Annotated in this window: 10 protein-coding genes and 1 tRNA gene; 3 read left to right on the top strand and 8 right to left on the bottom strand. The window is 43.2% G+C overall.

The genetic code is table 11. The annotated features are described in order from the left end of the window. Positions 1 to 4 precede the first annotated feature (4 nt). Positions 5 to 1,447 (bottom strand): redoxin domain-containing protein, encoded by a 1,443-nt coding sequence (locus A3860_RS05745; RefSeq protein ID WP_081145597.1) that lies wholly within the window; start codon positions 1,445 to 1,447, stop codon positions 5 to 7. 191 nt (positions 1,448 to 1,638) lie between these two features. On the opposite strand from A3860_RS05745, the gene A3860_RS05740 reads away from it, so the two are divergent. Then, positions 1,639 to 1,711 (top strand) — tRNA-Thr (locus A3860_RS05740). Positions 1,712 to 1,859: 148 nt separating this feature from the next. Further along, positions 1,860 to 3,116, top strand: coding sequence for a pyridoxal phosphate-dependent aminotransferase (locus tag A3860_RS05735; protein WP_081145596.1), 1,257 nt, complete (start codon positions 1,860 to 1,862; stop codon positions 3,114 to 3,116). A 73-nt stretch (positions 3,117 to 3,189) separates the two neighbouring features. On the opposite strand, the gene A3860_RS05730 is transcribed toward A3860_RS05735, so the two are convergent. Together A3860_RS05730 and A3860_RS40945 are read right to left on the bottom strand one after the other, a co-directional pair. Further along, positions 3,190 to 3,438: a hypothetical protein gene (locus A3860_RS05730; RefSeq protein WP_081145595.1), complete on the bottom strand. Its 249-nt coding sequence runs from the start codon at positions 3,436 to 3,438 to the stop codon at positions 3,190 to 3,192. Positions 3,439 to 3,452: 14 nt separating this feature from the next. Next, complete coding sequence (locus tag A3860_RS40945) at positions 3,453 to 3,596, bottom strand: hypothetical protein (RefSeq protein ID WP_158085150.1); 144 nt, start codon at positions 3,594 to 3,596, stop codon at positions 3,453 to 3,455. A 53-nt stretch (positions 3,597 to 3,649) separates the two neighbouring features. Between A3860_RS40945 and A3860_RS05725 the strand changes: the two genes are divergently transcribed. Continuing rightward, positions 3,650 to 4,765 (top strand): glycosyltransferase, encoded by a 1,116-nt coding sequence (locus tag A3860_RS05725; RefSeq protein WP_158085149.1) that lies wholly within the window; start codon positions 3,650 to 3,652, stop codon positions 4,763 to 4,765. Between the two features lie 57 nt (positions 4,766 to 4,822). Here the strand turns inward: A3860_RS05725 and A3860_RS05720 are convergent, their stop codons facing one another. From A3860_RS05720 to A3860_RS05700, 5 genes are all read right to left on the bottom strand, one after another. Further along, positions 4,823 to 5,314 carry a SixA phosphatase family protein gene (locus A3860_RS05720; protein WP_081145593.1) on the bottom strand — a complete coding sequence of 164 codons (492 nt, stop codon included), beginning with the start codon at positions 5,312 to 5,314 and terminating at the stop codon, positions 4,823 to 4,825. 284 nt (positions 5,315 to 5,598) lie between these two features. Continuing rightward, positions 5,599 to 6,234, bottom strand: a complete 636-nt coding sequence (locus A3860_RS05715; RefSeq protein WP_081145592.1) for a response regulator — start codon at positions 6,232 to 6,234, stop codon at positions 5,599 to 5,601. A 251-nt stretch (positions 6,235 to 6,485) separates the two neighbouring features. Continuing rightward, on the bottom strand, positions 6,486 to 8,333 hold the full coding sequence (locus tag A3860_RS05710) for an amidophosphoribosyltransferase (protein WP_081145591.1): 1,848 nt from the start codon (positions 8,331 to 8,333) through the stop codon (positions 6,486 to 6,488). 473 nt (positions 8,334 to 8,806) lie between these two features. After that, on the bottom strand, positions 8,807 to 9,448 hold the full coding sequence (locus tag A3860_RS05705) for a response regulator (RefSeq protein WP_081145590.1): 642 nt from the start codon (positions 9,446 to 9,448) through the stop codon (positions 8,807 to 8,809). Positions 9,449 to 9,463: 15 nt separating this feature from the next. Next, a complete protein-coding gene (locus A3860_RS05700; RefSeq protein WP_081145589.1) occupies positions 9,464 to 13,753 on the bottom strand; it encodes a PAS domain S-box protein in 4,290 nt (1,429 codons plus the stop codon). Positions 13,754 to 13,814: the final 61 nt, after the last annotated feature.

Here is a 13,814-nt window from a genome sequence, read left to right as displayed (position 1 = left end):
AATGCTAGTTGGATTTTTTATTTTTAAGTTTAAGGTCAATCACTTCATCAATTTGCAGATAGCCGAGCTTTTTAGCTATGATATTCTTATTCTTATCTAACAGATACAAAATGGGCGTTTGATACACATCATATAACTGCCGGTAATTCGGTTTCCCGGCAGCTTCTTCTTCTTTTTGCTGGGAAGGCAGCTGATAAACATGCGACCAGCCGCTGAGATTATTGTCGTTGATAAATTTTTTCCAGGCATCTTTTCCTCCATCAACCATTACGCCGTATACGGCAACGCCTTCATTCTTCCATTTGGCTTTAAAAATTGAATCAACCTTGGGAACAGTTTCTTTACAATGGCTGCAGGTAGGGTCCCAGAAACAGATCACGGTAAATTCACTGTTTATATTATACAGGGGCGTGGGCTTGTCGAGTGTATCAACCAGCTCCAGATTGGCTGCCGGTTGTCCTATAAGGTTAGCCATCATGCTGTAGGCCCGCTTGAACATAAAATCTTTATACTGCTTGGTAAAAAAATCTGCCTGCCCGGTATTTATATATTTCTCAAACAGGTGAACAAATACAGCATCCTGGCCCATGTATTCGGGGTTAACGTATTTCTGCACAAAATGAACCAGCAGGAATTTAAACATTTCAGTATTGCTTCTTGAATACAGCAACATATGATCTACTTCCAGCTTTATTGAATCGGGGTTGGGAACAACCAGCTCTTTATAATATTTTTCCAGTTTTGCTTCAAAGAAAGGCGTTCGTACCAGCCTGCCGTCGCTGAATGAAATGCCATCCCAGTAATGCGATTTAAAATACTGGTAGGCATACAGCGAATCGTACTTGCCACCCGGGTGTTTTGAACCTGGTGGTACCACCGGTTCCTTCATCGCCTGGAACAATACCGTTAAAAATGAGTTGGGATTTTTAGCGATCAAACTATCGCGGTATACCTGCATGCGATCGGTAAGCTGCTTTAACCGGTTCCGCAACCTTGCTGAATCCTTTGCATTTTTTGCATCCTTGAATTCAGTAGTTGTTTTGTTGATATCGTTGCCTATGTTGTTGGTGAACCTGGTATATAGCTGGAACAGGGAATTTTCGGTTGAACCCGTAAACTGTACATTATTGGGTAAAGTTGCCGAATCGGCTGCGATAGAGAATTGCTGTTGTTTATCGATCAGCACCTCGAACAGGATCTCCTTGCGGGGCGAAACTACAAAGTAAATGCCGCCCGGCAACGGTTCCTTCCCTGAAAATACGCCTTTACCATTGGCATCGAGTAATGCCGAATCGGCCAGGGCTTTTACCTTGGTTCCATAATAGTAACCCAGATAGATATAAGTATTCTTATAAGGTTTTAGCGTAATAGGAATATTATAGCCAGATTGCGCCTCAGTTAACATACAGCTTATCAACAGTATAGCCAGCGATAAAAATCTTTTCATAGTGTTGCAATAACAGAAAAATCCCTGAATTATTGAAAATAAAAACGGTTAAGTTGTTAATTCCTTGTAAAAGTAACGCTATATACATGTTAACATGGTTGAAAAGTTACATGTAAAAAGCCAGATAAGGCAACATTAGCGGGCAGCCGTTAAAAGATTATAGAGTTTATTAATTTTACAGCGCATTGCAAGCCATCCTAGCTCAGCTGGCAGAGCAGTTGATTCGTAATTAACAGGTCGGGGGTTCGACTCCCCTGGATGGCTCAGTTGCCCAATGGGTGAGCCTGTCAAAAATGCCCATCGCCATTGATTATACCTCCTTTTTGTTTACGATAATTTAATTTTGTATCAGGGGAATAGCGGCTCGCCCGGTGAGGCGGGTTCGGCCATAAAAAACACCTAATATTTACAGATGAAACTTAGCCATCTTGCAGAAACATTGATTGGATCGGAAATAGTAAAACTGGGCGGTGAAATACGCGATAAGATCCGGGCGGGAGAAAAGATCTACAACTTTACGGTGGGCGATTTTGACCCGGCCATTTTTCCTATTCCCAAAGGCCTGGAAGAAGAGATCATAACGGCATACCGGAACCATTTTACCAATTACCCCGCCGCAGAGGGTAACCTTGACCTGCGGGAGGCCATTGCGTATTTTTTAAAAGAGCGGGAACAGTTGAACTATACCCCCGCTGAGATATTGGTATCCTGCGGCGGCCGGCCATTGATCTATTCGTTATACCGCGCCATTTGCGATAAAGAAGACAAAGTGATCTATGCAGTTCCTTCGTGGAACAATAACCATTATACGCATTTTGTAGGGGCCGAACATATAGTGGTAGAAGCACGGGCCGAAAATAACTTTATGCCCATTGCAAAAGATATTAAACCGCATTTAAAAGGCGCTACCCTGCTGGCACTGTGCTCGCCACAAAACCCTACCGGTACCACGTTCACCAAACACGATCTGGAAGCCATTTGCGATATGGTGCTGGAAGAAAACAACCGCCGCGGCGACCATGAGAAGAAATTATACGTGATGTATGATCAAATGTACTGGCAGCTTACATTTGGTGATATAGAACATTACAACCCGGTTTCATTGCGCCCTGCCATGAAACCATTTACCATTTTCATTGACGCCATCAGTAAAGCATTTGCTGCTACCGGCGTGCGGGTGGGCTGGGCATTTGGTCCGCAGTTGATCCTCGATAAAATGAAAGCGATCATGAGCCATGTTGGGTCCTGGGCGCCTATGGCCGAACAAAAAGCCGTTGCCCGTTTCCTGTATAACAAAGAAGCGATAGATAGTTACCTGCAACAATTCAGAGGCGAGGTAGAAGTTCGGCTACGTGATATATACAATGGCTTGCAGCAATTGAAGAGCGAAGGTTTTTCAGTAGATGCCATTGCGCCGCAGGCCGCTATTTATTTGACCATAAAAATTGACCTGGTTGGTAAAAAAACAGCCGGTGGCAACCAGTTATTGCAACAAAGCGATGTAACTGCATATTTGCTGAATGAGGCCAAACTGGCGGTGGTTCCTTTTTATGCGTTTGGGGCCGACAAGTCCTCACCCTGGTACCGCTTAAGTGTTGGCACCTGTAAAAAAGAAGAGATCAGCGCCATGATCGATCAACTCAGGAATGCGTTAAAGCAATTAAGCTAAAACGGTCATAAATGAAAAAAGAGATAAAGGGAGTATTCTCTTTATCTCTTTTTTTATGCTTAAGACAGACAGGTTAATTCTTGTTGCAAATAAAAACAAAAGGCTTTAAAGTTTCCTTTTCAATGATCTTCTGTAATTGTGATTTCTTTTTCAGTACCCGGTACTTTTGAATATCGAATACTTCATGCGCTATGCAAAAACTATCCAGTGTTTCGAAGTTTACGAGTAACAGGTTCAACTGTTGAAGCTCAAATTGCATAGCTTCCTTATTTGTATAGGCATCCTTCACGAGGACAAGCAGATCACGATTAGAGTTTTTCATTGTCTGGTTCGGCTTTAATAACCTACAAATCCCCTGTTTAAACCACAGCCGCATTTTTTGGATGAACCGCCACCACTGATGCGATTACCTGAACTGCAACTGGCAATAACCAGGCTGATAATTAACAAAACGATCACGGAATAACTTACTTTCTTCATATACTTGGTTCTTACTAAATTAAACTATTTTACGAACAAATTAGTATTTCATATTGGCCGAAAGCAACAAATTTAACAACACACCGGAAAAACCCGTCGTATTGCTATCGCCGTTGGATTGGGGATTGGGGCATACTACGCGTTGTATTCCCATCATCCTCGAATTACTACATCAGGGTTGCAACGTTATTATAGCCTGTAATTCAACGCAAAAAGCTTTATTGATCAAGGAGTTTCCTGAGCTTGTTTACGTGCATTTAGCAGGGTATAATTTGAAATACGGTAAAAACAGGTGGGGTACAATTGTGCGGCTCATCCTCCAGACGCCAAAAATATTGATCAAAATCAATAACGAAAATACCTGGTTAAATATTTTCCTGAAGTCGAAACAAGTCCATTGCATTATTTCCGACAACCGGTTCGGCCTTTATGCACCCGGCGTTCATTCGGTTTTTATAACCCACCAGCTATATATTAAAACCGGGTTGGGCCGCCTTACCAACCGCCTGGTGCAATGGTTCAATTATCGCCGCATTCAACGGTTTTCAACCTGTTGGGTACCCGATCAAAAAGGCTCCCCAACACTGGCTGGTGAACTGTCTAATCCATCGAAATTACCGGCGATACCTGTTCAGTATATCGGCGCCCTAAGCCGGTTCACCCCCTGTAAAGCAGAAAAATGCGCTATAAATTTATTGATCATTCTTTCGGGGCCCGAACCGCAACGTACTATTTTTGAAAACCTGTTACTGCCATTCCTGAAACAACAGCCGGGTAAAACCGTATTGGTAAGGGCATTGCCGGCAGAAAACTCCGGTGCCAGGGTGGAAGGTAACCTTACCATATACAATCATGCGCCAGCCAGCCTGTTGAATCAATTGATATGTGATTCGGAATTCGTGATTAGCCGGTCGGGCTATACCACGGTTATGGACCTGTTGAAGCTTGGCAAAAAAAGCATTCTGGTAGCCACGCCCGGGCAGGCAGAACAGGAATATTTAGCCACGCATCTGTTTACACAACAGCTGGCCTATACTGTTCCACAGAACCAATTTGCCCTGTCAAAAGCACTGGAAGCCGTAAAGACGTTTCCTTACAGGCAATCAGCATTTGATATGGAAGTATATAAAAAGGTTATTGGTGACCTGGTTGACCAGATCAAAAAATAAATGCATTAAACCGCAGGCACCTGCCAGGTGATCTCATCGCTCCCAATCATCCCAGCGCTACTTCGCTTTTGGATAATCAAAAAACCAGTATTGTTTTTCCGCGTCTTTAAACGCTGACCAATCCTGAATATCGGCTTTAACGGCAAAAATGGCGCAGGTAGGCATATCATCAATGCGCACTTCGGTAAGTTCATTGGCAAAGTCAGTAATGCCGGGGTTGTGGCTAAAGAGCGCAATGGTATTGGCTTTGGCAGGCGCATTGGCAATGGCATTATAAAATGCTTCAGGGCCTGCCAGGTATAACTCAGGTACTAAAATAATTTCCTCTTTTTCGCCGCCGAATTCTTTTATGAACAGGGCTGCAGTTTTGCGGGCCCGTTTAGCTGAGCTTGAAATAAAAGCATCGATTGTTACATTTCGTTCTTGCAGTCTTTTAGCCATTTTGGGCGCATCTTCTTTACCGCGATCATTCAGGGGGCGATCAAAGTCATCAACTCCCATGTTATCCCAACTGCTTTTCGCGTGCCTTATGATTATTACTGATTTCATAAGACAATATTAATTGTTTTTTGGTCAGATGCCCTGCCTGGCAAGCCGGCACCGGAAGGGAAGGAATGTTTTTTAAAAAAATAATAGGGGGATAAATCCCCCTATAAATAATGAGTTCGATCAAAGGAATCAGAAATTTAACAGGCCTGTTATTAAAATTGGTTCCCCATAGGAAGCTAAACGGTCGGCAAGTGCATTTGCCGCAAATACTTTGCCAAACGCACTTATTCCCCGGGAAAAATACGTATAATTTAAGTGTATTATGAACAGTAAAAAGAGGAGAATTACAGTCCGCTCGAGTTGATATAATTGATCAGCGAAGCTGTATTTTTTACTTTTAGTTTCTTTAGAATATTATGGCGGTGTACTTCCACTGTTTTGATTGATATGGCTAACTTATCGGCTATTTCTTTCGACGACAGCCCATTCCGTATAAGATTAATCACTTCAATTTCACGTTCAGAAAGCTGATTCAACCCATCACCACCTTCTTCTTCATTCATCATTTGTTCCGACAGAATGTTCTTCACCTCCTGGCATATGTAAACATTGCCGGCGCACACCTGGTGAATGGCATCCAGCATTTCTTTACGGGGCGAATTTTTGGTTACGTAACCTCTTGCACCCAGCCGCAGCATCTTCTTGGCATAGGCCGGCTGCGAGTGCATTGACACGGCAATAACTTTTGACCCGGGTGATAGCTTACGGATCATTTTCAATATGTCGAATCCATTCAATGGTGACATGTTGATGTCGAGCAATACGATGTTAGGGCGTTTATCCCGTGCAATTTCAATGGCGCGTTGACCATCCCCTAGTTCTGCAATAACTTCCAGATCTTCATTCCTTCCCAACAAATATGACCAGGTTTCGCGGATCAAGGTGTGATCATCAACAATCATGATGGTAATTTTACTCATACGAAATTTTTTTTCAGTAGTGTGTGAATGAGCTTATTATCTGCACAACGGCACGCAAAACAGCATAAGGCTGTCTTAGACCTTTTGTACAACTACTAATGGATGAGTCTTATACCGTTGTTTTCTGTGGGGTATCGAAGTGGTTACATATAATCCCGTACTTGATATTAAGCATTTTTTCTGATATATGCAAACTTCATTTTAAAAATGCATTAATAACCGTATAATTTTCAATATGATAGGCTTATTAATTAATAACCCCTCACATTTTTACCTTCCATATAGTTAATAAACGCTTTATTTACCACCCGGTTGCCTCCGGGGGTCGGGTAATTTCCGGTAAAATACCAGTCGCCTGTATTGGTTGGACACGCTTTATGAAGGGATTCAATTGTCTGAAATATTACCTGTACCGGCAAGTTAAGCCCTTTGGGGGTAATCAATTCAGCAATTTTATCTGAGATCTGTTCGGTTGTGAATGGTTTATAAACGTGTTTAACCACGTTTTCCGTATGTAGCTGGCCTAAACGTTGCAATTCTTTACACCTTTCGTACAGCTCCTTCAGGCAATCTTCCTTGCCATGCTCTTTCATTAACTCAGTGGCCGCTCTGAATGCAATAAAATCGCCCAGTTTGCTCATGTCAATTCCATAGCAATCGGGATAGCGGATCTGCGGCGCTGAGGAAACAATTATGATCTTTTTCGGTTCAAGCCGGGCCAGCATTCGCACAATGCTTTCTTTAAGGGTAGTACCCCTAACGATAGAATCATCGATCACCACCAAAGAATCAACGCCCTTTTCTACCGTACCATATGTTACATCATATACGTGCTGCACCATTTCGTTACGGCTTATATCTTCCGTAATAAAGGTGCGCATTTTAACGTCTTTGATCGCGACCTTTTCAATCCGTATTTTACGGTTGATCATTTCGGCCAGCATCTCTTCTGTGAAATCCTTGCCCCACGATAAAATACGTTGAATTTTTACCTGTTTCAGGTAATCATCCAATCCTTTCCATAACCCGTAAAAAGCCACTTCGGCCGTATTGGGTATAAAGGAAAAGATAGTATGCTTAAGATCATTATCAACTGCATTCAGGATCTGCGGGCTCAGGTTGTAACCCAGGGCAATACGTTCGCGATAGATCTTTTCATCACTGCCCCGTGAAAAATAAATGCGCTCAAAGCTGCAGGCTTTGCGTTCTTTTGGTTCAGTTATTTTGTCGATGGTGATATCGCCACTGGCCTTTACGATCAACCCCATACCTGGCATCAGTTCCTTCACTTCATTTTCGCCAACATTGAAAACCGTGCGTATGGCCGACCGCTCAGAAGCAGCAACAACCACATCTTCATCAATATAATAATAAGCAGGGCGAATGCCATGGGCATCCCTGAACACAAATGAATCGCCATTACCCAGCAAACCGCCAACAGTAAAACCGCCATCGAAAAGGGGTACTGCCTTGCGTAAGACTTGCAGCACATCCGTATCAATGGGCGATTGCTCATCACCCTTCACCAGAAAATGGTGAATTACTTCCATCATGGCCGCCAGGTCGCTTTGTTTCTGGAACTCACCGGGTTCAATATTGATGAGGTCGAACAGCTCGTCGGTATTAACGAGGTTAAAATTGCCTGCCAGCGCCATATTACGGGCCGGAATGGTATGACGCTTTATAAATGGATGACAGAATTCTGCATTATTCTTTCCCTGGGTGCCATAGCGCAAATGTCCCAACAGCAATTCGCCCAGGTATGAAATATGCCCCTTCATTAAACCGGGGTGTTTCATTACATCGGGCTGGTATTTTTCCAGCTCTTTTACTTCCTGACTTATTTTACTGAAAATATCCGCTATGGGTTGATTGGCACTGCTGCGGATACGCTGCAAAAAGGGATAACCAGGTTCCACGTTCAGTTTCACGGCAGCCAAACCGGCGCCATCCTGGCCACGATTGTGTTGCTTTTCCATGAGCAGGTACAGCTTGTTCAGGCCCCACATTACTGTACCGTATTGTTGCAAATAATAGGAGAACGGCTTTCTTAAACGGATGAATGCTAAACCGCATTCATGTTTTATTGCATCACTCATGAATTACTCCCGGTTGAAAAAAGAAAGCGCAAAGTTACAAGGAATAAATGAAAGGAAGAAACAATGGAAAGTTAAGGTGGGGACCAAAAAATAAAAAAAACCCCCAGTCTTCATAGGTATGGGGGTTGTTTCTCGTTAGGACATTGGATCAATATCTGCGCCGGTTTGTTTTTAATTTAAACGGGCATTGGACGGTTCGGTTTTCGTTAGGATCTGGATTACGGACGTTGGATTTTTACTTCGTTTTCTATAGATATTGGTAGTGCTAAATTCATACATTTTCCGAAAGAAATCATAAATTATTCAATGTCTTTTAAACACTTAATGAATTTTTTCAGCCGGATATAAAGGTTTACCCCTAGGTGCGTGTTACTGATCCCCCAAATTGGTTATTAAATGTCCCCTACATTTCTAATAATTAAATATTAGATGTATCCTATATAAGTAATTGTGTACATCACAGCCAGTACCCATTACATACTGGTAGCTACATTATTTATGAAATTCACCAGCGAGGCTGAATTTTTAAGCTTTAATTTTTTCAGAATATTATGGCGATGCACCTCCACTGTTTTTAACGAAATATTCAGGCTCATGGCAATCTCTTTCGATGATTGTCCCTCTTTTATGAGGTTAATGATCTGAATTTCCCGTTCGGTCAATGCATTTACATTGGGCACATCCCTGTTTTCCTCGAGCACCAGCTCCGAAATATTATTCTTTATTTCATCGCAGATGTATTTGTTTCCGCTATGCACTTCCATAATGGCATTTATCATTTCTTCCTTGGAAGAATTTTTGGTTACATAGCCGCGTGCGCCTATCTGCAACATTTTTTTGGCATAAGCTGGCTGCGAGTGCATGGAAATGCCAATAATGCGGGAAGCCGGCGATACCTTTCTGATCTTTTCGGTGGCCTCAAAACCTGAAATAGGCAGCATATTGATATCCATGAGCACGATCTGGGGCTTTTTGCTCTTGGCCATTTCCACCGCCTGTTCTGAATCGCCGCATTCGGCTACCACATTGAAACGGGGATCGTTGTTCAGGATAAAACTCCAGGTTTCCCGTATCAACTTGTGGTCATCTGCAATTAAGACACTAATTTTTTCCATAATCAATAAGGGGGTTTAGATATTTGAAATAGGGACATTTATTTTTAGTTTACATCCTTCGCCTAAACCTGTTACTATATGCACACTGCCATTGAATAACTGAGCGCGGCTGGCGATATTCGATAGCCCCACGCCTTTTTTCGATCGCACTTTATCCAACTCAAATCCTTTACCGTCATCACTGATCGTTAGGTCAACGGCATGGCCTTCACTGTCGGCAATAAGTTCGATCACCAGGTTTTTGGCCGAAGCATGTTTCAATACATTGTTCACCTGTTCCTGAATGATGCGGAACAGCATCAGCTTCCTTTTTTCATCCAGTATATTATCCAGGGTTCCTGAATAGTAAAACTCTACGTGTAATTTTCTGGTGGCTTTTATGTTTTCAACAAGGTCCTGTACCGAATCAATAAGGCCCAGGTCGCCAATACTTGGGGGAACCAGGGAGCGCGAAATGGTTCGGATCTCATTAATGGCATCAGAAATATTTTTGGTGCTGCGATTGATGAGCTCGAGCCGGCTATTGTCGTCTGTTTGTGCCAGTTCAAGATATAATTTGGCAGTTGACAATATCTGGTTCACATTATCATGTAACTCCTTACCAATTTCAGCCCTTTCTTTTTCCTGGGCATTTACCACCGCCTGGGCAATGAGTTTTTGTTTATCGAGTTCCTGTTTTAATAATTTCTTTTCCAGTTCTTTTTTATCGGTGATATCCTGCATTGACCCAACCATGCGGGCAATTTTACCTGAATGATCGAAGATCAAAAAGCCACGGTCAAACACCAGCGCGTATTCTCCATCGGGTTTTATAAAGCGGTATTCATCTTCCCAGATCTTTGAGGTGCCGTCTTTCAGGAACCCGTTCAACCCATTCACCACACGGTCGCGATCATCGGGGTGAATACAGTTTTCCCAGAAATTGTCTGAATTATCAATATAACCAGGCTTAAAACCAAACAGGGTGTAAATGCCTTCGCCCCAATACAGCGTGTTGGTATTTACATCCCAATCCCAAATGGCATCGTTGGTGGCTTTTGTCACCAGCAAATACCGTTCATTGCTCAACCTGATCTTTAATTCGGCATTCTTATTTTCAATAATGATCCGCAGGAGGCTGTTCACGCGTTCAAATAAACTGAGTTCGGCTTCGGTGGGTATTGCAGGCTGCCGGTGATATACAGCAATAGTGGCCAGCACATCGTTGCCGGCATTTAAAATAGGGAACGACCAACATGACCTTAGATCGAATTGCCGGGCCATATGCCGGTAATCATCCCACAGCGGATCAGTTTCCACATCTATTGTGATCACTTTTTCCTTTCTGAAAATGGCAGTGCCGCAGGAAGCCACGGCCGGACCGATCTTTATACCATTTACCATGTGGGTATATTCTTCGGGCAGGCTGGGACCCGATAAATGCTGAATGGTTTGCTTGTCATCATTCAGCATGATCACCGAACAGATCTTATTCGGGAAGGTCTTTTCGAGCCCTGCCAGGAAATAATCGATGGTTGTTTTCAGCGAAGCCGCAGGCTGTGCATTTATTTCAAGCACTTCTTTTTCGAGCTCTAATAACCGTTCCTGCTTTTTGCGGTCGGTTATATCCCTGAAGTAGATGAATGCGCCTTGTGAAAACGGATATACACTTGTTTCGAGCCAGCGATTGAATGCCGGCAGAAAATGTTCAAAGTTTGAAGAATTGCCTTTATTGATGGCCTCAATATACTGGTGGTATTCAGTGGTACCGGCAAAATTGGGGAAGATCTTTTCAACCCCCAGGCCGATCACATGTTTTGCATCCAAACCGGTTATATGTTCCACGGCATGGTTCCATAAGAATATGTTCAGGTTCTTATCAACGGCAATAAAACCATCGGTTATACTGGCCAGTATGTTTGTTATACGTTCAGAATATTCCCTGAGCTGCTGCTGGCTGCGCTTCAATTCTATTTCGGCAGCTTTTTTCTGGGTAATGTCAACAAATGATGACACCACTGCATCGGGGTGCACCCGTTGTTCGGTGTAATACACCGGCTCGGTGTTGATGCTGATCCATACCAATGTACCATCGCCCCGTTGAATACCCATGATCACATTCTGCAGCGACTGGCCTGTTTTCAACGTGATCCATGATGGGTGTTGCTCTGCCGGGAATGGCTTTCCATCTTCATATATGCATGTACTTTCGGTGCCCGATGTACTTCTTCCTATTAAATGGCTGCGCGAAACGTTCAATATCATTTCAGCGCTGTGATTGCAGGCGATAATAATTCCGTTCTTATCGTGCATCAGAATGCCTTCACCCAGCGCATCCACTACCGATCGGTACCTCTCTTCATTGATACGCAGGTTTTCCTGCGATTGACGCGCCTCGGTAATATCGCGGTAAATTCCGGCAAAACCTATGCGGGTTCCCCGTTCGTTCTTTACAAATGATAAAGCACAATTCAGGTATATGCGCTTGCCATCATGGCGATTAAAATAGGCCTGCCCTTCCCAGCTGCCTTTTTCATGCAATTGATGCAAGGCCTGCTCCCAGGTAATTGACAGGTAGGAAAGGTTAATGAAATCGTTCAGGCGCTTCCCTACCATATCATTTGAAGGTATACCATAGATATTTTCAGCTGCCTTATTAAACGAGATGATATTAAACTCAAGATCGGTTGAAATAATGCCTTCCGAAACATCCTGCATTACCTGTACCTGAAAGCGGATCTTTTCTTCGGCCAGCTTACGATCGTGTATATCAACAATGGAACCTATATAACCTACAAAAGTGCCATCTTCCAGAAAGCGGGGCACGCCATGATCGAGCACCCAGCGAAACTCGTTGTCTTTCGTTTTCAGCCGGTATTCCAGCACTACCGGTTCGCGATACTTGAAATACCTTTTGTACTTTTCTATTGCTACGGGCAAATCGGCCGGGAAAACAATATTTTTCCAGCCTTCCACTTCCTGCAATGTTATTCCGGTAAACTGCTCAAAACATTTATTTACGTAGATGGTATTATCCTGTTCATCGGCTACCCAAATGATTACCGGCGCGGCATCGGCAAATTGCCTGAACCGTTCTTCTCCTTCGCGGATCGCCTGCTCGGCCTGTTTGCGTTCGGTAATATCTTTATTGATGGCAATGATATCAGTGATCTGTCCTTTATTATTTTTCAGTAAGGAGATCGTTGCCCAGATAACTATTTTTTTACCGTCTGATGGTCTTATAAAAGAGATCTCTCCATTCCAGGCGCCTGTTGCATACAGCGCCTGCAACAACTTTTCGTGGGTGGTATCATGATAATTCAGGTCAATGAACTCATGAATAGGGTGACCCAATATATCGGCAGCCTTTATGCCATATAATTTTTCAGCAGCCTGGTTCCAGCTTTTTACCAGCAGGTTCTGGTCACTTGACATCACAGCATCAAAAACATTCTCCAGCACCTGGGCCTGATAGCGATTGGCCTTTTCGGCCATCCGCAGCTGGGTTATTTCGTTCTGGGTGGTCCAAACGCGTAATAATTTTTCCCCTTCTACCACACCCACCAGGTTATTCAGGAAATACCGTTGATTGCCATGGTGGTCAATATGCATTGATAAGCGGCGGTATATCTTATAACCCTGCTGTATAAATTCTTTCACCACCTGATACGTAACCGGTTCGTTGGGGTCAAAAAAAACCGAAACCTTTTTACCAATTACACCGGCTGTATTTACATACCCATAAAAATGCGCCATCTGGTCGTTGCATTCGGCCAAATTACCGTCGAATAATTGAAGGATCTGCTTTTCTTCGGGGTCGTTGATATTGATGGGGGTCTCTAATTCGCAACGCCAGATGATCTCTGAACTTTGCTGCACAAATGCTTTATAGCGTTCTGTAACTTCTTTCAGCTCATTACGCACGGCTATTAATTCAGCTGCACTTGTATCGGGTTGTTCAGTAATAGCAGCGATTACAGGTTCCTGTACAGCCTCCCAGGCAATTACATCTCCTGTTGTGCGATTGTTTTTTTGACAGGTAGCAGTAAAACCAATATGACGAACACCTGCTTTTCCTTTCAGCGCTAATTGTATTATGAGGCCGGTATCAACACCGGCATTAAGAATGGCCTGTAGTTTGGGTTTATCGGCCGAATCAATGATCTTTTTGAAGGAGATGCCTATGAGTTCTTCCTTATGCTTACCAGTAAAAGAAAGCAGGTCAGCTGAAGCCGATAAGATGACACCCGCCGTATCAGTTTGAAGGCTAAGGGCGGTATGATCAGGACTAACTTCAGGAATAGATTTCTTTGACTGTTTTAGCATACAGCATTTTGCAACAATACATGTTAAGCTTTAATGTACTATTTACATGTAAATACTTATA

The organism is Niastella vici (genome assembly GCF_002077945.1).
GTDB lineage: Bacteria > Bacteroidota > Bacteroidia > Chitinophagales > Chitinophagaceae > Niastella > Niastella vici.
Note: the sequence above shows the minus strand (reverse complement) of the source record. Positions and strands in the feature narration are given on the sequence as shown.

What these genes read in the sequence shown, in the direction of transcription:
- A3860_RS05745 (WP_081145597.1), bottom strand. Translation starts at nt 1,447, where the DNA reads ATGAAAAGATTTTTATCGCTGGCTATACTGTTGATAAGCTGTATGTTA.
- A3860_RS05735 (WP_081145596.1), top strand. Translation starts at nt 1,860, where the DNA reads ATGAAACTTAGCCATCTTGCAGAAACATTGATTGGATCGGAAATAGTA.
- A3860_RS05730 (WP_081145595.1), bottom strand. Translation starts at nt 3,438, where the DNA reads ATGAAAAACTCTAATCGTGATCTGCTTGTCCTCGTGAAGGATGCCTAT.
- A3860_RS40945 (WP_158085150.1), bottom strand. Translation starts at nt 3,596, where the DNA reads ATGAAGAAAGTAAGTTATTCCGTGATCGTTTTGTTAATTATCAGCCTG.
- A3860_RS05720 (WP_081145593.1), bottom strand. Translation starts at nt 5,314, where the DNA reads ATGAAATCAGTAATAATCATAAGGCACGCGAAAAGCAGTTGGGATAAC.
- A3860_RS05715 (WP_081145592.1), bottom strand. Translation starts at nt 6,234, where the DNA reads ATGAGTAAAATTACCATCATGATTGTTGATGATCACACCTTGATCCGC.
- A3860_RS05710 (WP_081145591.1), bottom strand. Translation starts at nt 8,333, where the DNA reads ATGAGTGATGCAATAAAACATGAATGCGGTTTAGCATTCATCCGTTTA.
- A3860_RS05705 (WP_081145590.1), bottom strand. Translation starts at nt 9,448, where the DNA reads ATGGAAAAAATTAGTGTCTTAATTGCAGATGACCACAAGTTGATACGG.
- A3860_RS05700 (WP_081145589.1), bottom strand. Translation starts at nt 13,753, where the DNA reads ATGCTAAAACAGTCAAAGAAATCTATTCCTGAAGTTAGTCCTGATCAT.